At 64.3% G+C, this 19447-nt stretch carries 17 protein-coding genes; 4 read left to right on the forward strand and 13 right to left on the reverse strand.

Annotated features, from left to right (window positions below):
• Nucleotides 1-9 precede the first annotated feature (9 nt).
• From NTCA1_RS09450 to NTCA1_RS09460, 3 genes are all read left to right on the forward strand, one after another.
• The gene (locus NTCA1_RS09450) at nucleotides 10-1293 is read left to right on the forward strand and encodes a citrate synthase (protein ID WP_159830218.1); all 1284 of its coding nucleotides are present in this window, start codon (nucleotides 10-12) and stop codon (nucleotides 1291-1293) included.
• 202 nt (nucleotides 1294-1495) lie between these two features.
• Nucleotides 1496-2845 (forward strand): amidohydrolase family protein, encoded by a 1350-nt coding sequence (locus tag NTCA1_RS09455; RefSeq protein WP_159830219.1) that lies wholly within the window; start codon nucleotides 1496-1498, stop codon nucleotides 2843-2845.
• Nucleotides 2846-2922: 77 nt separating this feature from the next.
• Nucleotides 2923-3144, forward strand: a complete 222-nt coding sequence (locus NTCA1_RS09460; RefSeq protein WP_159830220.1) for a hypothetical protein — start codon at nucleotides 2923-2925, stop codon at nucleotides 3142-3144.
• A gap of 14 nt (nucleotides 3145-3158) precedes the next feature.
• On the opposite strand, the gene NTCA1_RS09465 is transcribed toward NTCA1_RS09460, so the two are convergent.
• The 4 genes from NTCA1_RS09465 to NTCA1_RS09480 form a co-directional block, all read right to left on the reverse strand.
• Nucleotides 3159-4535, reverse strand: a complete 1377-nt coding sequence (locus NTCA1_RS09465) for a sensor histidine kinase KdpD (protein ID WP_159830221.1) — start codon at nucleotides 4533-4535, stop codon at nucleotides 3159-3161.
• On the reverse strand, nucleotides 4535-5533 hold the full coding sequence (locus NTCA1_RS09470; RefSeq protein ID WP_086490621.1) for a hypothetical protein: 999 nt from the start codon (nucleotides 5531-5533) through the stop codon (nucleotides 4535-4537). Before NTCA1_RS09470 ends, NTCA1_RS09465 begins: the two co-directional genes overlap by 1 nt.
• Before the next feature lie 35 nt (nucleotides 5534-5568).
• Nucleotides 5569-6735 (reverse strand): hypothetical protein, encoded by a 1167-nt coding sequence (locus tag NTCA1_RS09475; RefSeq protein ID WP_236549208.1) that lies wholly within the window; start codon nucleotides 6733-6735, stop codon nucleotides 5569-5571.
• Nucleotides 6736-6839: 104 nt separating this feature from the next.
• The gene (locus NTCA1_RS09480; protein WP_133083870.1) at nucleotides 6840-7142 is read right to left on the reverse strand and encodes an Hpt domain-containing protein; all 303 of its coding nucleotides are present in this window, start codon (nucleotides 7140-7142) and stop codon (nucleotides 6840-6842) included.
• Nucleotides 7143-7338: 196 nt separating this feature from the next.
• On the opposite strand from NTCA1_RS09480, the gene NTCA1_RS09485 reads away from it, so the two are divergent.
• The gene (locus tag NTCA1_RS09485; RefSeq protein WP_236549209.1) at nucleotides 7339-9924 is read left to right on the forward strand and encodes an ATPase; all 2586 of its coding nucleotides are present in this window, start codon (nucleotides 7339-7341) and stop codon (nucleotides 9922-9924) included.
• 64 nt (nucleotides 9925-9988) lie between these two features.
• Here the strand turns inward: NTCA1_RS09485 and NTCA1_RS09490 are convergent, their stop codons facing one another.
• Genes NTCA1_RS09490 through NTCA1_RS09530 form a run of 9 tightly spaced genes read right to left on the reverse strand, consistent with a single transcriptional unit; the run spans nucleotide 9989 to nucleotide 19445 of the window.
• On the reverse strand, nucleotides 9989-10279 hold the full coding sequence (locus NTCA1_RS09490; protein ID WP_159830427.1) for a DUF1467 family protein: 291 nt from the start codon (nucleotides 10277-10279) through the stop codon (nucleotides 9989-9991).
• 11 nt (nucleotides 10280-10290) lie between these two features.
• Entirely contained in the window at nucleotides 10291-11916 is a 1626-nt protein-coding gene (locus NTCA1_RS09495; protein ID WP_159830226.1) for a ribonuclease J, read from the reverse strand.
• Nucleotides 11913-12692 (reverse strand): type III pantothenate kinase, encoded by a 780-nt coding sequence (locus tag NTCA1_RS09500; protein WP_159830228.1) that lies wholly within the window; start codon nucleotides 12690-12692, stop codon nucleotides 11913-11915. Before NTCA1_RS09500 ends, NTCA1_RS09495 begins: the two co-directional genes overlap by 4 nt.
• Nucleotides 12693-12702: 10 nt before the next feature.
• A complete protein-coding gene (locus tag NTCA1_RS09505; protein ID WP_159830230.1) occupies nucleotides 12703-13419 on the reverse strand; it encodes a biotin--[acetyl-CoA-carboxylase] ligase in 717 nt (238 codons plus the stop codon).
• Complete coding sequence (gene nuoN / locus NTCA1_RS09510) at nucleotides 13416-14879, reverse strand: NADH-quinone oxidoreductase subunit NuoN (protein ID WP_086490628.1); 1464 nt, start codon at nucleotides 14877-14879, stop codon at nucleotides 13416-13418. The genes NTCA1_RS09505 and nuoN overlap by 4 nt, the downstream gene beginning before the upstream one ends.
• Complete coding sequence (locus NTCA1_RS09515; protein ID WP_159830232.1) at nucleotides 14879-16414, reverse strand: NADH-quinone oxidoreductase subunit M; 1536 nt, start codon at nucleotides 16412-16414, stop codon at nucleotides 14879-14881. Before NTCA1_RS09515 ends, nuoN begins: the two co-directional genes overlap by 1 nt.
• Nucleotides 16415-16418: 4 nt before the next feature.
• A complete protein-coding gene (nuoL, locus tag NTCA1_RS09520) occupies nucleotides 16419-18521 on the reverse strand; it encodes an NADH-quinone oxidoreductase subunit L (protein WP_159830234.1) in 2103 nt (700 codons plus the stop codon).
• 4 nt (nucleotides 18522-18525) lie between these two features.
• Entirely contained in the window at nucleotides 18526-18831 is a 306-nt protein-coding gene (gene nuoK, locus NTCA1_RS09525; protein WP_054437643.1) for an NADH-quinone oxidoreductase subunit NuoK, read from the reverse strand.
• Nucleotides 18828-19445 (reverse strand): NADH-quinone oxidoreductase subunit J, encoded by a 618-nt coding sequence (locus tag NTCA1_RS09530; protein WP_159830236.1) that lies wholly within the window; start codon nucleotides 19443-19445, stop codon nucleotides 18828-18830. The genes nuoK and NTCA1_RS09530 overlap by 4 nt, the downstream gene beginning before the upstream one ends.
• Between the last annotated feature and the right edge of the window lie 2 nt (nucleotides 19446-19447).

Raw genomic sequence — 19447 nt, forward strand, 5'->3', positions numbered from 1 at the left:
TAAGAACTGGTGGGTGATCAGGTAAAACTGAATGCTGGTGGCACGGAATTCGACTACCCTGTGCTCAAGGGCAGTGTCGGCCCGGATGTCATCGATATCCGCAAGCTCTATGCCCAGACGGGCAAGTTCACGTACGATCCCGGCTTCACCTCGACGGCCAGCTGCGAAAGCGCGCTGACCTATATCGACGGCGACGAAGGCGTCCTGCTCCATCGCGGCTACCCGATCGGACAGCTGGCCGAAAACTCGTCCTTCATGGAAACCAGCTACCTGCTGCTCAACGGCGAACTGCCGAGCGCAGCCGAACTGGCGACTTTCGAGAACACCATCACGCGCCACACGATGCTCCACGAGCAGCTGGCGAACTTCTACCGCGGTTTCCGCCGTGACGCCCACCCGATGGCGATCATGTGCGGCGTGGTCGGCGCGCTTTCGGCGTTCTACCACGACTCGACCGACATCTCGGATCCCGAGCACCGCAAGATCAGCTCGCACCGTCTCATCGCCAAGATGCCGACGATCGCCGCTGCCGCTTACAAGTACTCGGTCGGCCAGCCCTTCGTCTATCCCGACAACAAGCTGAGCTACACCGGCAACTTCCTGCGCATGACCTTCGGCGTGCCGGCGGAAGAATACGAAGTGATCCCCGCCGTCGAAAAGGCGATGGACCGCATCTTCATCCTCCATGCCGACCACGAGCAGAACGCCTCGACCTCGACCGTGCGTCTTGCCGGTTCGTCGGGCGCCAATCCGTTCGCGTGCATCGCAGCCGGTATTGCCTGCCTCTGGGGCCCTGCCCACGGCGGCGCGAACGAAGCCGCGCTCAACATGCTCAAGGAAATCGGTACGCCGGACAAGATCCAGCACTACATCGACCGTGCGAAGGACAAGAACGATCCGTTCCGCCTGATGGGCTTCGGTCACCGCGTCTACAAGAACTACGATCCGCGCGCCACGGTCATGCAGAAGACCGTCCGCGAGGTGTTCGACGCGCTCAAGGTCACCGACCCGCTCTTCGAGACCGCCCTGCGCCTCGAGGAAATCGCTCTCAGCGATCCGTACTTCGCAGAGAAGAAGCTGTTCCCGAACGTCGATTTCTACTCGGGCATCATCCTTTCGGCCATCGGCTTCCCGACCACGATGTTCACGGCGCTCTTCGCCCTCGCCCGCACCGTGGGCTGGGTCGCGCAGTGGAACGAAATGATCTCGGATCCCGGCCAGAAGATCGGTCGTCCGCGTCAGCTCTACACCGGCCCGACGCAGCGCCACTACGTCTCGATCGACAAGCGCTGAGCCCGTCGCTCGATAGAGCGATCCGGTTTTGCCGAGAAAAAGAAGGCCCTCGCGAAAGCGGGGGCCTTTCTTTTTGACGCGAACGATCTTGCCATCCGGGGAGCCGAACTTTCAGTCGCATTCGTACAAGTACTTGAAATGCAAAATGCCGCTATATAGCCTTCCAAGGATTCCAGACTATTGGCGACGGGGGCGTTAGCGAATGATCCCGAATGCTTTCGGACGGATTGCCGTGTTTCTGCTTTCAGCGTCGCTGGTCGTTCCCGCACAGGCCCAGGACGCGAAACCCGCGCAGACGGAAACCGTGTTTCGAAACGTGCGCGTCTTCGACGGGCATTCGGGCAGGCTTTCCGCTCCAACCAGCGTGACGGTCAAAGGCAATGTCATCGCCGCGATCGGTCCCGGCTCTTCCACGTCCTCCGGCGCCCATGTGATCGACGGCAAGGGACGCACGCTGATGCCGGGCATGATCGATGTCCATGTCCATCTGACTTTCAGCGCACTGACCGAGCCCCAATTGCTGTCGCCCGATCTCACGCCGCAATCCGCCGAAGTCGCAGCCGCCGTGCAGGCCAAGGCGATGCTGCTGCGCGGGTTCACCGCCGTGCGGGACATGGGCGGGCCGATCTTCGGGCTCAAGGCGGGGATCGACGCCGGGAAATACCAGGGCCCGCGCATCTGGCCTTCCGGCGCCGTCATCAGCCAGACTTCCGGCCATGGCGATTTCCGTCTTCCCAGCGAACGATCGCGCCGCTTCTTCGGGAAACCGGCCCGCGCCGAAGAACTCGGCGCGACGTTCATTGCCGACGGGCGCGACGAAGTGCTCACCGCTACCCGCGAAAACTTGCGCTTCGGTGCCAGCCAGATCAAGCTCATGGCCGGCGGCGGTTCCTCGTCCGAATACGATCCGCTGGACGTCACCCAATATCTGCCGGAGGAACTCTCGGCAGCCGTCGCCGCGGCGCAGGACTGGGGAACTTACGTCGCGGTCCACGCCTATACCCCGCGTGCCGTGCGCCGGGCGCTCGATGCGGGCGTGCAATCCATCGAACACGGCCAGTTGCTGGACGAAGCCACGATCAAGCTCATCGGTGAGCGCGGCGCCTGGCTTTCCCTCCAGAACCTGCCGCCGCCGCTGCCCGGCGATCCACCGGAACGGCGCGCGAAGAAGATGGAAGTGCGTGAAGGCTCGGATCACGCCTGGGCCTGGGCCAAGAAGTACCACGTCAAGCTCGCCTGGGGCACCGATTTCCTGTTCCGGCCGGAAGAAAACCGCGAACAGAATGCCTATATTCTCAAGCTGAAGCAGTGGTTCGCGCCTGCCGAGATCCTGAAGATGGTCACTTACGACAATGCCCAGCTTCTTGCACTGTCCGGCGAAAGGTCACCCTACAAAGGCAAGCTCGGCGTCGTCGAGGTCGGCGCACTTGCCGACCTCATCCTGGTCGATGGCGATCCGATCTCCGATATCGACCTCATCGCAGACCCGGAGAAGAATTTCGTCGCCATCATGAAGGACGGGGTCTTTGTCCGCGATCCGGCGAGCAAATGATCGTATTATCGCGGCCGGTGCCTTAAATCGGCCGCAAGGTGTCATCATTCCTGGAGCATCTCTCGGGAGGAATTGTCATGCTGTTCCTCAGAATACTTGCAGTCGTGATCGGACTTTCCGGTATCGTCGTCGGCCTGCTGTGGGTCGCCCAAGGAACGGGCCTGCTCTCCTGGCCTAGCGACAGCCTGATGCTGGATGATCGAAGCTGGGCCGTGCGCGGCGCGGTCATGGCGGCTGTGGGCGCGATCCTGCTGTGGCTGGCACGTCGCGGCAACGGCACCAACGACAACCATCTGTAATCAGGCACCTGTAATCAGGCATCCGGGTCGGCGGGAACATCCAGGATGAAACGCGCGCCCTGCCCCGGCGCACTGTCTACCAACAGATCGCCGCCCATCGCCCGCGCGAGGCTGCGGGAGATATAGAGGCCGAGCCCCGATCCGCCATCGCCGCTGCGCCCCAGGCGCTCGAATTTCTCGAAGATCTTGCCCTGCTGCTCGCTGGACAGCCCCGGCCCCTGATCCGCCACGGTAATCCGCGCACGATCGCCCGCGCTTTCGAGCCTGATCCAGATGTGCGAGCCTTCCGGCGAATAGCGAATCGCATTGCCGATCAGGTTGAGCAGCACTTGCAGGACGCGGCGGTACTCGGCCACGGCAGGCAGGGTTTCGGAAAGGTGCGGCGCCTCTATGACGATCGCCTTCTCCTGCGCCCGCACATTGAGGATGCCCGCGGCCTGCCGCGCCAGTTCGGACAGGTCCACCCGGTCCGGCGCCGTCGTAAAGCCCTCCGTCTCGACCACTTCGAGGTCAGCGAGGTCTTCCAGCAAGCCCAGCAGCAGCTTTCCGGCCCCCGCGATCTCCCCTGCATATTCCGCATAGGCATCGGGCAGCGGCCCGGCGAGCCGGGTGCGGATCGTCTCGGCATTGGCGATGATCCGGGAGATAGGCTGGCGCAGCACCGGCGCAAGATCATGGCCGACAAGGCTGCGCCGCAGCATCGGCTCCATCGGCTCGCGCGCCGCCCGGGCCGCCACCGACGGCGTCTCCGATACCAGCAGAAGCTCGAATCCGGCCGGATCGAACCCCGGCCGCATATGCGGTACGAGCGAAACCCGCCAGGTCCGACGCGACCCCGGAACCACGACCCGCGATCCGTCGAGGAGGCGCCAGTGCAACGGCTGCTTGTGCGTGACCTTTTCGGGCGGCAGAAACTCCGTCCAGTGCTGTCCGAAACCGGCGCCCATCGCCGCCGCGACGGCAGCGAGTTCCGTACTCTCCGATAGGACCGCCAGGACGCGCTGGTCGGCATCGAGCTGCGCGCTGAGTTCGGCCAGATGCCGATCGATCATCGTACGCCGTCGTTCGACCGAGGCGGCATCCTCCACCGGCGCGGGCGCAGCCTGCCAGTTGCGCACGACGATCTGGCACCCCTCGCCCAGCCCCTGCGGCTCGACTTCCACCCAGGCGGTGATCACGTCTCCGCCGTCATGTGCCGAAACGGCCCGGGCAAGGCGGAACCCGTATCGGCGCGCCTTTCGCACCAGCTCCAGAAGTTCGGGTACGGCGATCGTACCGGGAAGTTCGCCGCCGCAGCGCTCCTGAAGACCGGCCAGAGGCTCGTCCGCCTCAAGCAGCCGGTCCTGCGCGTCGCTGACGGCGCGGGCAAGAATGGAACCTTCCATCAGCATCAGCCGCCCTGCCGTCCGCTGGCCAGAATGGACGCCGCGACGTCCGCCCCCAGTCTCTCAAACCCTTCAGGCAGCATCGCTTCCGGGTGAATGGCCAGAAACTGCTTCTCGATATCCGCCGCCTTGAGGCCCGCGGCACGCAATGCCAGAGCCAGGCGCGCCAATTGCGCTTCGTGCGTGGCGAGAACCGCCGCCTCCCGTCTCAGGCCCGATCCGCTCGCAAGCGCCGTCAGGAACAGGGCGACCCCCGCATGGCTCACCGACAAGGCGATATGGCTCGCGCCGCCAAGACCGGTCAGAAGACGCGAAGCCAGACCGAGCCGGGTAGAGCCTTCATCGTACTGCCGGCGAATGGCCGCTTCCGCGAGTGCCAGCCTTTCGCTTCGCTCGTCCCGCAAAGTTCCGGTTTCGCCGGAGCGGATCGCCAGCGGCGCCTTCCCTGCGCCGAAAATTCCGCGCACCGCCAGCAACACTCGGTGAAGCAGGTCGCCCGGAAGCTCCTCCAACGGCAGGCTCATGCGCCGCTGGGCCTGGCACCAGCGCGCTTGCGCCGCGAGCCAGCTCACCGCCAGCCCGTGAACGGTGCCCTCGGCAGACGCGATCATCGCCTGAACCAGCGGCGCAACCACCGGATCGAGGGCAAGGCGGGACTGAAGCCGCTCGGTCATCTGCCATTCCAGCGCAAGGGCATGAACGTGGGCCAGGAGCAGCGAATCCGCCATGAAGGCGCGCGAGAGATCCTCGATATCCTCGGCGAATTGCCCCGGTCCGGCAGAATCGCAGAACAACTGCTCCACGATCTGGCGCGCCATGTCGGCCACCATTCCGCGCACCCGCGCGAGAATCTCGTCACTGAACAGCGCGCTGTCTTCCGCCGCCAGCAGATACTGCAGGATCGGCAGCACACTATCGGCCATGGCATCGCCGCGCGCCAGCTCCGCACGGAGCAAGGCCTCCGCGGTCTGGTCGTCGGCCGGATGAACAGCGTTGTCGATCATCCGTCCCGTTTACCCTGTATCTGGTTAAGCCCCGGTTAGTTCTTCCGACGTAGCGGAAGTGACATGCCGATCACAATGAGCGCGATCGCCAGAACCTCCACCAGAGCTTCAACTTGCCCGAAACTTGCGGCAAAAGCCAGCAAAAGTCCCAATGTGGCACGGTCTGCCGCCAGCGATGCGGCCGTCCCGGTCACGAAGCGGGGAATCATCGCCAGCAGCATCATCAGTACGGCCGGCGGAAACATCCATGAGATCAGCGATTCGCCGCCGAGACGTGAAATCGCGGCAAGCAGGGACAGCCCGAATACCGCATCGACAAGCCAGCGCAGAACGTTGGCGCGCGGGATCGCGGGCGGCAACTGACCCAGCGCATGACGCTCGGCCGAACGCAGGAAACGGCTCGCTTCCACGAGTACCGCGGCCACGACCAGCACGAGAAATCCGACAGCAGCGAACCCGAACCAGGCAAAACCACCCGCGATCGCCAGAGCCACGATCACGCCAAGGCTCACCATGTTGCTGGCATTGCCCGCGTGGAGCAGCGAGGATCCGAATGTCAGAACCCCGTAGCGCGCGATCGCCCGGCCCGGAGACGTCCCCTCCCCGTCCGCAAAACGATCCCGCAGCCATTCCATTTCCACGACATGCGCTTCGCTCTCGTCGCGAATCAGCCGCCAGTTCACGCCGCTGCGAAGGTCCGCCGGAACCTCGTGCATCGGCACGCCCGCCTGCAGGGCGATCCGGGTCAATGCCGAGGGAACGTTGCAGTCGTCGGGAAGCTCCTGGAGATTTTCCACCAGATGCCCCGGAATGCGCATGACCCCGGCGCTCGCGCGGTTGATGTCGATCCGCTCGAAGCCCGCCGCCAGTCCGCCCTCCACCGGTTGCACCAGAACCGCGGAAGACCGTCCCTCGAAAAAGGGCGCGACACTCGCAGGATCGACGAAAAGCCCTTCACCGATCACCACGAGTTCGTCGCTGGCGGTCACCAGTCCTGCCAGGGGCCTCGCACCGGGCGCGATGTAGAATTGCAGGCCGGCGTCTTCCGCCATGCGCTGCAGGGCGATCATCTCCGGCGAGGTTCCGCGCGCGAGGCAGATGATGCGCTGACAATCCAGCGCCAGGGCGAGGCCCAGCTGATGCTGCGCAAGCGTAGCGCCGCCGACGCGCAGGAACGCACGCGACAGGGACTGGCCCGCCACGGCAGGCTCCATCATGGCGAGCAATGCGATACGCAGTTCGTTACACTCCAGCGACCCTCAACCCTTAGGCAAAGGGCTGCGTGGTGCCAAGCCGGGCACGTGCATCAGGCGGCGGAAAACTCGGCAAGATAGGCCTGAAGGCGGCGTATCACGCTCGGTTCGCCCGGCGCACCCTCCAGGGCACGTTCGGCCAGGGCCAGAAGCTCGGCGGAATGGAAACTCGCGGCCAGCCCCTTGAGTCGCATCGCGGCAAGATTCCAGTTGCCGTCGCACCGGGCGCGGGACAGCAGGTCTATCTGCCGCGCCACGCTTTCCAGATAGGACGCGCGCAGCTCCGCGAAAAGCGCGGGATCACCGCCCGCAGCCGCGGCGAGCGTCGCTTCGAGGGCGCCTGCTTCATATGCCATTTCCCCAGCTTAATGCCCAAAGGGTTAAAGCGGGCTTTATCGACGCCCCCTGCGTGTTATCCTGATCGGCATGGCTGGGGAAAACAGGATCATCGCATTCGGTGCGAGCGGTAGTGAAAACGGCTTGGACCGGGAAAACGGCTCGGATCGAGAAGACGGCTCGGGCCGCGCTTCGAACGGAAAATCGGAAGACCCCATGAACGAATCCCAGGCGCTCGGCGTCTCCCCGCAGGATAGCGGACAAGAGATTTCGGACGATGTCTGGCGTAATGCATGGGTCGCCACGGACGATTCGGCCGAGACACCGCCCGCGCGGGAATGGCTGGCCCCGGCGCTGGCAGGCGCTGCCGCCGCCGTCTGGACCGCCTTCTTTCTCTACGCCCACCGCGCCGTGTTCGAGCAGGGTGCCGGTCTCGATGCGGTATCTGCCTATGTCATGCAGTGGGCCGTCCCGCTCCTGCTGATCGGCATGATCTGGCTGCTGGTGATCCGTCACAGCACCCGTGAAAGCAGGCGCTTCGGCCATGTCGCCCGCACGCTGGCAAGCGAATCGGCGCAGCTCGAGACCCGCCTGATCACGGTAAACCGCGAACTCAGCCTGGCGCGCGAGTTCATCGCCGCCCAGTCGCGCGACCTCGAGGCACTCGGCCGCATCGCCACGGAACGCCTGTCCACCAATGCCGATCGATTGCAGGACCTGATCCGCGACAACGGCGCGCGCGTGGAATCGATCTGCGGGGTCAGTCAGGCCGCGCTCGACAATATGGAAAAGCTGCGCAGCCAGCTCCCGGTAATTGCCAGCTCTGCCAAGGACGTCACCAACAATATCGGCAACGCCGGCCGCGCGGCGCATGTCCAGCTTGAGGACATGATCAACGGCTTCAACCGCCTCAACGAGTTCGGCTCTGCCAGCGAACGGCAGGTCGCCCGGCTCGGTGAAAGCGTGGACGCCGCTCTCGCCGCGATCCATGCCCGCAGCGAGCAGATCGGCACACTTGCCGACGAACGCTTCGCCGTACTCTCCGAACACGGCAGCACCATGCGCGCGGAACTGGACGGCCACGAAGCCGCCGCCCTCGCATCGATCCGCACCCGCGCGGCCGCGCTGCAAGCCGAGATCATCGACACCCGCAGCCAGCTCGACCGTCACGAGGAAGAAAGCCTGACGTCACTGCGGGCACGCCTGGTTGCGCTCCGCGAGGAAAGCGACGTCGTGTCGCGCGCCCTGCGCGACGGCGAAGGCCGCGCGGCCGAAGCCTGGCGACAGGCTCTCGAGGAAATTCACGAGGAACAGGCCGAAGTCGCACGCGGCATTTCGCGCGCACAGGAAGCCGCTCTAACCGCGCTACGCGGCGGCCTCGAAGCCGTCGGCAGCGATGCCGCCGCACTCGACCAGCAGATCGCCGCGCGCCGGGACAAGCTTGCGGTGGAAACCGGCGAGCGTCAGGCCCGCCAGGCGGAACAGGAACGCCACGCCATTTCGCGGATCGACCAGATGCTGGGCGATCTCGACAATGCCATCGCGGAACGCCTGGAGCGCCACCGCCTCCAGGCAGCCGTGCTCAGCGAGCGCGCCGCCGCCGTCACCGGCGAGCTCGGCGAATATGAAGCGCGGTTCGAAGCGATCGTCGGCAGCGGCGAAACGCTCGAAGCACGCCTGCGCGGCAGTCTCGCTGCCCTGACCGAACGCCTCACGGCCGCCCGTGCCACGCTTTCCGCGACCGACGGCGACGTGGAAAGGCTTTCCGAAACCAGCGTGCGCCTCCTCGAACTGATCCAGGGCAGCGCCCGTTATGCCCATCACGATCTTCCCGAGGCTCTCACGGTTTCCGAAACCCGCCTCGAGCGGCTTCAGGCAGGCATTACGGCGGTACTCGAGGGCCTTGCCCAATCGGCACGCAGCGGCGAGGAACTCGCAGGCGGGGTCGAAACCTCGGGCAACAATCTGAAGGACTTTGCCGACGAGCTTTCGGCCATGCACTCGGATCTGTCCGAGCACGGCGCGGCCCACGTCAGCCTGTTGCAGGTCCTGCGCACCTCGCTCGACGATATCGACGCCGCAACGAAGACTGCCGCCGGACGCGCGCAGGACGAACTGCGCGAAGCCATTGGCGCGCTCGGCAAGACGATCGAGGAATCCGTCACCGCGATCGAGACCGACAGCGCCGTTCGCATCGCCCGCGTCGCCGAGAACCTCGGCACGGAAAGCGCGCAGGCCATCGATCGCTCGATGCGGACGCGCGTGGCCGAAGTCACCGGCCAGCTCGATCAGGCCGTGGCCCACGCATCCGGCGCCACCCGCGAGGCGACGATCCAGTTGCGCGACCAGCTTTCGAAAGTCGACGAACTCGTCGGTAACCTCGAAAGCCGCGTCGCGGATGCCCGCGACAAGGCCGAAGAGCAGGTCGACAACGATTTTGCCCGCCGCGTCGCCCTGATCACGGAAGCGCTCAATTCGAACGCCATCGATATCGCCTCGGCCCTGTCGAGCGAAGTCTCGGACACCGCCTGGGCTTCCTACTTGCGCGGCGATCGCGGGATCTTCACGCGCCGGGCGGTTTCCCTGCTGGATGCAGGAGAAATCAAGTCGATCCAGCAACTGTTCGAACGCGACGAGGCCTTCCGCGAGCATGTGAGCCGCTACATCCACGACTTCGAATCGATCCTGCGTCAGGTGCTTTCGACCCGGGACGGCAATGCCTTGGGTGTTACCCTGCTCTCCTCGGACATGGGCAAACTCTATGTCGCCCTGGCGCAGGGGATCGAAAGGCTTCGCAGCTGATCCGCAGCCATCTTCGCCCTACAAAAAGAGGCCCGCCTGTAACGCAGGCGGGCCTCCTTTTATTTCAGTAACCGAGGTCTTCGACGGGTGGTTTTCCGAAGAAATTGAGATCGCTGACCGTGATCCACTGCTCCGCATAGTTCACGTAATAGAGCCCGAACAGGACCAGCGCCAAGACTGTCGCACGCCGGGCGATCATGCGGGGGCGGAAATTGACCGGGGCGCTGTCGGCATGGCCTTTCTCGACCTTGTAGCCTTCCACCTCGCTGGGGGTGCGCAGGCCGAACGGCATGACCAGGAAGGCGCTCAAGACCCAGAGCAGGCCGTAGATCGCCACCATCGAGGTCCATTGCATCGCCATCGCCGTCAATCCTCCAGCAGCATCACCTGCACTTGCGGCTTCTTGCCCGACCAGCGCGTGGCGGCGCGGCGCGCGGCAAGGCGAGCTGCTTCGACACGTACTTCGCGGTCGGACTTCTTGGCACGGCCCAGCGCATCGGCGACATCGCGCTGCGCTTCCTCGACGAACTTGGGATAGTCCTCGTCGAGCGGCAGGCCGATCGCCGCCACCTGCACATGACCCTTACGGTCGGCCGCCACCGAAACCACGCCGTTGAAGGCGATGCGGCGGCGCATGACCATGGCGTCGCCGTCGGCAGGCGCGATGATGTCGCCGTCCAGGATCAGGCGGCCCGAATGGACCTCCCCGAACTTGCCCGGCTTGCCCGGTGCCAGGCGGACGAGATCGCCGTTCTTCTGGAATACCGCGTTCGGAATGCCGCTTTCCAGCCCGAGCCGGGCCTGTTCGCGCATGTGGCGGATCTCGCCGTGGACCGGTAGTAGGATCTCGGGCCGCAGCCAGCCATAGAGCGCAACGAGTTCCGGCCGACCGGGATGGCCGGAAACGTGGATCATGCTCTGGCGGTCGGTGACGATGACGATCCCCGCGTCCGAGAGGCGGTTCTGGATACGCCCGATCGGGATTTCGTTGCCGGGGATCTGGCGGCTGGAGAACAGGACGACATCACCCTTCTCCAGCTTGATCGGGTGATTGCCCTCCGAAATGCGCGAAAGCGCGGCGCGCGGCTCGCCCTGCCCGCCCGTCGCGACGATCAGCACTTCGCCGCGCGGCAAGTCCATCGCCGTCTCGACATCGACCAGTTCGGGCAGCTTCTTGAGATAGCCGCTGGCCTGTCCGGTCTCGATAATGCGGTCGAGCGAGCGCCCGGCCACGCAGAGCTTGCGATTGGTCTTCCGCGCCACTTCGCCCAGCGTCTGGAGACGGGCGACGTTCGAGGCGAAAGTCGTGACCAGCACGCGGCGGCCGCGATGCTTCTTCACTTCTTCCAGCAGCCCGCGATAGACTTCGCCTTCGCTGCCCGAAGCCTCGGGATTGAACACGTTGGTGGAATCGCAGACCAGTGCCAGCACGCCCTCGTCGCCGATCGCGGTCAGTTCCGCCTTGGTCGCCGGGGTGCCGACTTGCGGCTCGTCATCCAGCTTCCAGTCGCCGGTGTGGAAGATCTTGCCGAACGGCGTGTCGATCAGCAGCGCATTGCCTTCGGCAATCGAATGCGCGAGCGGCACATAGCGCATGCCGAAGGGCCCGAGTTCGAAACGGTCGAGGTGATCGATGACGATCAGTTCGACCTGATCGAGAATGCCTGCCTCTTCCAGCTTCGCGGCCACCAAGCGCGCGGTGAAGGGCGTGGCATAGATCGGCACGCCGAGTTCCTCGGCAAAGTAGGGAACCGCGCCGATATGATCCTCGTGCGCGTGGGTGAGCACGATCCCGAGAAGGTTTTCCCGCTCGCCTTCGATGAAGTCGAGATCGGCGAAGACCAGATCGACGCCGGGATATTCGTTCATGCCGAAAGTCATGCCCAGGTCGACCATCAGCCATTTGCCCTGGCAGCCATAGAGATTGACGTTCATGCCAATCTCGCCCGAGCCCCCGAGCGCACAAAACAGCAGTTCGTTACCTGGAATCACGTCTTCGATGCCCTTTCGGCAAGAATGGCGAGGCCTTCGAGCGTCAGGTCGGGATCGACCGCGTCGAAAATATCGGAAGCCTCGTCGAACAATACGGCAAGCCCACCGGTCGCGATGACCTTGGCGGGCCGCCCGATTTCGGCGCGCATGCGGGCGATCAGGCCCTCCATCATCGCCACATAGCCCCAGAATACGCCGATCAGCATCTGGTCCTCGGTATTGCGACCGATCACGCTCTTGCTGGCGGGAACGGCAATGGCAATGCGCGGCAGCTTGGCGGTATTGCCCACCAGCGCGTCCAGCGAGAGATTGATGCCCGGCGCGATGATGCCGCCCTTGTAGGCGCCGTTGTAGTCTACCACGTCGAACGTCGTCGCGGTGCCGAAATCGACGACGATAAGGTCACCGCCGTGCCGCTCATGCGCCGCGATGGCGTTGACGGCGCGGTCGGCACCCAGCGACTTGGGCTGATCGACGTCGATGTCGATCGCATAGTCTGCCTTGCCGACACCTGCCACCAGCGGTTCGACGTCGAAATAATGGCGGCAGAGAATTTCCAGATTGTGCAGCGCCCGCGGCACCACGGTGGAGATGATGATGTTCTCGATCTCTTCCGCCGCGACGCCGCGGATCGAGAGAAGCTGCATCAGCCAGACTGCATACTCGTCGCCCGTGCGACGCGGATCGGTGGCGATGCGCCAGCGGCCGCGCAAGGTACGGCCCTCGAACAGCGCGAAGACGACATTGGTGTTGCCGGCATCGATGGCAAGCAGCATGGAATTTCCTTCAGGCGAGCGAAACGTCACCGGCGTGGACGACACGTAGGGACCCGTCGGCCAGACGCAAGCGCAATGCTCCGTCCGGGTCAAGCCCGGCGAAGGCGCCTGGTAACAGCCCTTCCTCGTCCAGCGTGACCAGCAGCGGCGTTCCCTGAGGATGCGCGTGGCGGATCCATGCGGCCAGCGTCGCCGCGAGGCCTTCCCGCCGCCATTGCGACAGGCGCTCCGCGAGACAGGCGACGAGCTTTTCCAGAATGGCCTGCGCGTCGTTGTCGTTATCGGGGTTTGCAGCAAGGATCGAAGTGGTTGCACGATCGGGAAGATCGGGCGCGCTGACCACGTTCACGCCTATGCCGATGATGACATGATCGCCCGCGCGCTCCAGCAGGATGCCGCAGATCTTGGCGCCACCGACGAGAACGTCATTGGGCCACTTCAGCTGGCAGTCCGCTTCGAGCGGCAATTGCGACAGCATCAGGTCGTAAACGGCCAGTGCCGCGACGAATGCCAGGGTATGGACCGAGGGATCCTCGGCTCTCAGCGCGACGATCGTGCTGGCGTAGAGATTGCCTTCCGGCGAGGACCATTGCCGACCGCGGCGACCGCGCCCGGCGCTCTGCCTGACCGCTCGCAGCCAGAACCCTTCCGCGAGGCCCTCCCCGGCGCCGAGGCGCCGGGAAAGGTCCGCGTTGGTCGAAGCGGTCTCTTCGACGACTTCTATCAAAGGCCGGAGTAGAGTGCGGCCGCAGCCGTCTCGCTCAGGTGGCCGAGCCACTTGGTCAGCAGGAAGCCGAGCGGCGAGATGAACACACACGACAGCACCAGGATCAGCTTGTGCCAGACGTCGCTTTCACCCTTCACCACATCGGCCGGTTCGTCGAAATAGACGACCTTGACGACCTTCAGGTAGTAGAAGGCGCCGATCACCGAGGCCGCGAAGCCGATCGCCGCCAAAGCGATCATGCCACCGTCCACAGCGGCCTTGAAGACCAGGAACTTGCCCCAGAAGCCGAACATCGGCGGGATACCGGCAAGGCTGAACATGACCATGGCGAGTGCCAGCGCAAGGCCCGGACGCGTGCGCGACAGACCGGCCATCTTGGCGAGTTCCTCGACCGGGTTGCCGTCCGCGTCCTTCATCATCAGGATCACCGCGAAACCGCCCGCCGACATCGCGACGTAGATCGCGAGGTAGAACAGCATGGCCGAGACGCCCTGCGGCGTCGCCACGGCGAGACCGACGAGCATGAAGCCCACGTTGTTGATCGACGAGTAGGCCATCAGGCGCTTGATGTTGGTCTGGCCGATGGCGCCAAGGGCACCGACGACGATCGAGGCGAGCGCGGCGAAGACCACGATCTGCTGCCAGGCCGCAGCCTGGTCGCCGAAGGCCTCGATGGCGACGCGCATGGTCAGGGCCATGGCGGCAACCTTCGGCGCCGTCGCGAAGAGCGTGGTCACCGGGGTCGGCGCGCCCTCGTAAACGTCCGGGGTCCACATGTGAAACGGAACGGCGCTGATCTTGAAGGCCAGACCGGCGAAGACGAAGACGATGCCGAACAGCGCGCCGTTCGAGAGGCCCTGCGCCATCGAGGCACTGATACCCGCGAACGAAGTGGTGCCAGCGAAGCCGTACGTCAGGCTCATGCCGAAGAGCAGGATACCCGAGGCCAGCGCGCCCAGCACGAAGTACTTGAGGCCCGCTTCGGCCGAACGACCGTCGGTGCGCAGGAACGCCGCCAGAACGTAGGCCGCGAGCGAGTTCATCTCGAGGCCGATGTAGAGCGTCAGCAGGTCGGTGGCCGAAACCATCATGCCCATGCCGATCGAGGCCAGCAGCACGAGGACCGGATATTCGGCCCGCATGGCCTTGAACCGGTCGAAGTAGGCCGGCGCCACCACCAGCGACACTGCCGCCGAAAGGTAGATCAGGATCTTGGCGTAGGACGCGAAGGCGTCGGCACGGTACTGGCCGAAGAAGGCCGAGGTTTCGGCGCCCATCGCGCCGCCGCAAAGCGCGGGAGCGACCAGGATGCCGGCGGCGACGAGCGCCGCCACGGCGAGAACGGAGATCAGCTTCGCCGCCTTGTCACCGCCCCAGGCGGCGACAAGGAGCAAGACCAGGCTTGCGACGCTAAGCGTTTCTTCCGGCGCGATCAGGCGCAGCGACTGTGACCAGTCCATCAGTGTGCCCCCTCATGCGCGGCTGCTTCTTCATGTGCAGGCTTTTCCTTGCCCATGGCCAACTTGGAGTCTCCTTCCGGCTTTGCGCGAGCGAGCCGGGCGTCGAGCGCGGCAATGTCTGCGCGCATCGGAGCAATGAAGCTCTCGGGATAGACGCCCATCCATAGCACCGCGAGGCCGAGCGGGATCACCATCAGGTATTCACGCAGGTCGAGGTCGGCCATGGCGGCGGCATCGGCATTCTTCTGGTCGCCAAAGACGACACGGCGATAGAGGTAGAGCATGTAGGCGGCGCCCAGGATGATGCCGGTGGTGCAGATCAGCGCCGTCCAGCTCGATGCCTGGTAGATACCGCCAAGGCTCAGGAATTCGCCGACGAAACCACTGGTGCCCGGAAGGCCGATCGAGGCCATCGTGAAGAGCAGGAAGAACAGCGCGTAACGCGGCATGTTGATGGCAAGACCGCCGTAGCGGCTGATCTCACGGGTGTGCAGGCGGTCGTAGATAATGCCGACGCAGAGGAACAGCGCGCCCGAGACGAGGCCGTGGCTGAGCATGACCAGCATCGAGCCTTCGAGGCCCTGCGGATTGAAGGCGAAGAGACCGATGGTCACGACGGCCATATGCGCGACCGACGAGTAGGCGATCAGCTTCTTCATGTCGTCCTGCACCAGCGCAATGAGCGAGGTGATGACGACGGCGGCCATCGACAGGCCCCAGACCAGCGGCGCGAAGTAGGCCGAGGCTTCCGGGAACATCGGCAGCGAGAAGCGGATGAAGCCGTAGCCGCCCATCTTCAGCAGCACGCCTGCCAGGATCACCGAGCCTGCGGTCGGCGCCTGGACGTGCGCCGCCGGAAGCCAGGTGTAGACCGGCCACATCGGCATCTTCACCGCGAAGCTGGCGAAGAAGGCGAGCCACAGCCAGGTCTGGACCTGCGGGTCGAAGTCATAGGTCATGAGCGTCGGGATGAAGGTCGTGCCGGCGGTGTGGACCATCCACAGCATCGCCACGAGCATCAGCACCGAGCCAAGCAGCGTGTAGAGGAAGAACTTGTACGAGGCGTAGATGCGATCCGCGCCGCCCCAGATGCCGATGATCAGGTACATCGGAATGAGGCCGGCTTCGAAGAACATGTAGAACAGGAAGAGATCCTGGGCCGCGAAGACGCCGATCATCAGCGTTTCGACGAGCAGGAACGCCGCCATGTATTCGCCCACGCGCTTCTCGATCGAGTTCCAGCTCGCGCCGATGCAGATCGGCATGAGGAAGACGGAAAGCTCGATCAGGAGCAGCGCGATGCCGTCGATGCCGAGGGCGTAGGAGAAGCCCGAGAACAGCTCATGCCGTTCCTGGAACTGCCACTGCGCACCGCCGACATCGAAGTTCAGCCAGAGGACGACGCCAAGGGCAAGGTTCGCAAGGGTGGCGAGAAGCGCCACCGTGCGTGCCGATTTGGCATCAAGGTAGAGACATGCCAGTGCCGCCGCGAGCGGCACCAGCAACATCAGACTGAGGATCGGAAAACCACTCATCATCTTATCCCGCGATCACCCAGCTGATGGCGCCGACAAGGCCCAGCAGCATGACAAGAGCGTAGCTGTACAGATAGCCCGACTGGACCTTCTGCGCGTAAGTCGAACCCCTGGCGACGACCCAGGCGGCACCGTCGGGACCGAACTTGTCGATCACGCCGATATCCAGGACCTTCCAGAACACCTTGCCGAGCCAGAAGGCCGGGCGAACGAAGATGTTGTGGTAGAGTTCGTCGAACATCCACTTGCGGAACACGAAGGTGTAGACCGGCCCGAGCTGCTCGGCGACTGCCTTGGGGAACGAGAGGTTCTTGATGTAGCCGTACCATGCGATCAGCAGGCCCAGCGACATCACCGTGAACGGTGCCCACTTAACCCAGGTCGGCACGCCGTGCATCGCGTGGATCAGGTGTTCGTGGAACACCAGGGCGCCCTTCCAGAATTCGCCGGTCCCTTCCGAGACGAAGGCGTGGTTGAAGACGAAGCCCGCAGCGACGGCACCGATCGAGAGGATCAGCAACGGCAGCAGCATGACCAGCGGGCTTTCGTGCGGATGATATCCGCCCGTGCCGTCACCGTGCTGCGTGTAGTCCGGGCCGCGCGAACCGAGTTCGGGTGCGGCATGGGCATGTGCATCGTCGGCATGGTCGTCGTGAGCATGGGCATGATCGTCATGACCGTGATCATCGTGGCCGTGCGCGTCGTGGACGGCGTGCTGGATGTGCTCCGACTGGATCCAGCGCGGCTTGCCGAAGAAGGTCAGGAAGACCAGGCGCCAGGAGTAGAAGCTGGTCATCAGCGCGGCGGCAATGCCCATCCAGAAGGCGAAACCGCCAACTGCCGTGCCCGAACCGAAGGCCGCTTCGAGGATCGCGTCCTTCGAATAGAAGCCTGCGAAGCCCACGAAGCCTGCGATACCCACGCCGGTGATGGCCAGCGTACCCGCCGTCATCGTCCAGAAGGTGATCGGGATGTGCTTACGCAGCGCGCCGTAGAAGCGCATGTCCTGCTCGTGGTGCATTGCATGGATGACCGAGCCCGCACCAAGGAACAGCAGCGCCTTGAAGAAAGCGTGCGTGAACAGGTGGAACATGGCCGCGCCATAGGCGCCGACGCCGGTGGCGAAGAACATGTAGCCGAGCTGCGAACAGGTCGAATAGGCGATGACGCGCTTGATATCCCACTGCGTGCAGCCGACGGTGGCAGCGAAGAAGCAGGTGCAGGCGCCGATGAAGGCGATGAAGTGCATCGCCGTCTCGCTGGTTTCGAACAGCGGCGACAGGCGGCAGACCATGAAGACGCCCGCGGTGACCATGGTGGCTGCGTGGATCAGCGCCGAAACCGGGGTCGGACCTTCCATCGCGTCCGGGAGCCAGGTGTGCAGGCCGAGCTGCGCCGACTTGCCCATCGCACCGATGAACAGGAGGATGCAGATCACGGTCATCGTGTCGAAGCGGTGGCCGAGAAAGCCGATCGTCGAACCGGCCATGCTGGGTGCGGCCTGCAGGATCTCGGGGATCGAGACGGTGCCGAACACCAGGAAGCAGCCGAAGATACCGAGCATGAAGCCAAGGTCACCGACGCGGTTGACCACGAAGGCCTTGATCGCGGCAGCACCGGCCGAAGGCTTGCGGAACCAGAAGCCGATCAGGAGGTACGAGGCAAGGCCCACGCCTTCCCAACCGAAGAACATCTGCACCAGGTTGTCCGCAGTCACCAGCATGAGCATGGCGAACGTGAACAGCGAGAGGTACGCGAAGAAGCGCGGCTGATCCGGCTCCTCGCTCATGTAACCCCAGGAATAGAGGTGTACGAGCGCGGAGACCGAGGTGATGACCACGAGCATGACTGCCGTGAGCGAATCCACCCGCAGCGACCAGTCCCAGGTCATGGCGCCGGACTGGACCCACTTGAGGACCGGCACGACGCTGGCTTCGGCGTTTCCGGTGAGGAAACCGATGAAGATCGGCCAGCTCAGCGCACAGGCGACGAACAGCGCGCCGGTCGTCAGGACCTTTGCGGGAACGTTGCCCAGCTGCTTGTTGCCGAGCCCGGCGATGATCGCTGCCAGTAACGGCAGGAAGACGATGAATAGGATCGGGTGCAAGGCCTTATCCCTTCATCCGGTTGACGTCGTCGACAGCGATGCTGCCGCGTCCGCGGAAATAGATCACGAGGATTGCGAGCCCCACTGCGGCCTCGCCGGCAGCGACCGTCAGCACGAACATCGCGAAGATCTGGCCCGTGAGGTCGTGCAGGAACGCGCTGAACGCGACGAGGTTGATGTTGACCGCAAGCAGGATCAGTTCGATCGCCATGAGCAGAACGATGACGTTCTTGCGGTTCAGGAAAATGCCGAGGACGCCGAGCACGAAGAGGATCGAGCTCACGACCACGTAATGTTCGACGCCGATCACAGCTGGACCCCCTTGCCGACTTCCGGCTTGACGTTGAAGGTTGCCTCTTCGGGACGCCGCGCAACCTGCTTGCTGATCTTCTGGCCGCGCGTATCGCCGCGCTGGCGGTGGGTCAGCACGATGGCGCCAACCATCGCAACGAGCAGGATCAGGCCGGCCGCTTCGAACAGGAACAGGTAACGGCTGTACATCAGGCCGCCGATGGCCTCGATGTTCGAGGCGCCCGCCGGGGTCGCCGCCGTACCGTCCGGCGTGCCGAGGGTCAGGGATCCGGCCTTGTAGGCACCGATACCGAGCACCATCTCGGCCAGCAGCACCAGGGCTACCAGCATGCCGAGCGGGAAGTTCTTGATGAAGCCTGCCCGCAGTTCGGCGAAATCGATGTCGAGCATCATGACGACGAAGAGGAACAGCACCGCGACCGCACCGACATAGACGATGACGAGCAGCATGGCGATGAATTCGGCCCCAGTGAGCATCATGAGCCCGGCGGCGTTGAAGAACGCCAGGATCAGGAAGAGCACCGAGTGGACCGGATTGCGCGAGAGGATGGTCGCAGCGGCCGACGCGATCGTCAGCACGGCGAACAGATAGAAGGCGATGGTCTGGATCATGT

It is taken from the genome of Novosphingobium sp. TCA1, assembly GCF_009811895.1.
In the GTDB taxonomy this organism is placed as follows: Bacteria; Pseudomonadota; Alphaproteobacteria; order Sphingomonadales; family Sphingomonadaceae; genus Novosphingobium; species Novosphingobium panipatense_A.

Coding starts and splice junctions, on each gene's coding strand:
- NTCA1_RS09455 (WP_159830219.1), top strand. CDS start 1,496: ATGATCCCGAATGCTTTCGGACGGATTGCCGTGTTTCTGCTTTCAGCG.
- NTCA1_RS09460 (WP_159830220.1), top strand. CDS start 2,923: ATGCTGTTCCTCAGAATACTTGCAGTCGTGATCGGACTTTCCGGTATC.
- NTCA1_RS09465 (WP_159830221.1), bottom strand. CDS start 4,535: ATGCTGATGGAAGGTTCCATTCTTGCCCGCGCCGTCAGCGACGCGCAG.
- NTCA1_RS09470 (WP_086490621.1), bottom strand. CDS start 5,533: ATGATCGACAACGCTGTTCATCCGGCCGACGACCAGACCGCGGAGGCC.
- NTCA1_RS09480 (WP_133083870.1), bottom strand. CDS start 7,142: ATGGCATATGAAGCAGGCGCCCTCGAAGCGACGCTCGCCGCGGCTGCG.
- NTCA1_RS09485 (WP_236549209.1), top strand. CDS start 7,339: ATGAACGAATCCCAGGCGCTCGGCGTCTCCCCGCAGGATAGCGGACAA.
- NTCA1_RS09490 (WP_159830427.1), bottom strand. CDS start 10,279: ATGCAATGGACCTCGATGGTGGCGATCTACGGCCTGCTCTGGGTCTTG.
- NTCA1_RS09500 (WP_159830228.1), bottom strand. CDS start 12,692: ATGCTGCTTGCCATCGATGCCGGCAACACCAATGTCGTCTTCGCGCTG.
- nuoN (WP_086490628.1), bottom strand. CDS start 14,879: ATGGACTGGTCACAGTCGCTGCGCCTGATCGCGCCGGAAGAAACGCTT.
- NTCA1_RS09515 (WP_159830232.1), bottom strand. CDS start 16,414: ATGAGTGGTTTTCCGATCCTCAGTCTGATGTTGCTGGTGCCGCTCGCG.
- NTCA1_RS09530 (WP_159830236.1), bottom strand. CDS start 19,445: ATGATCCAGACCATCGCCTTCTATCTGTTCGCCGTGCTGACGATCGCG.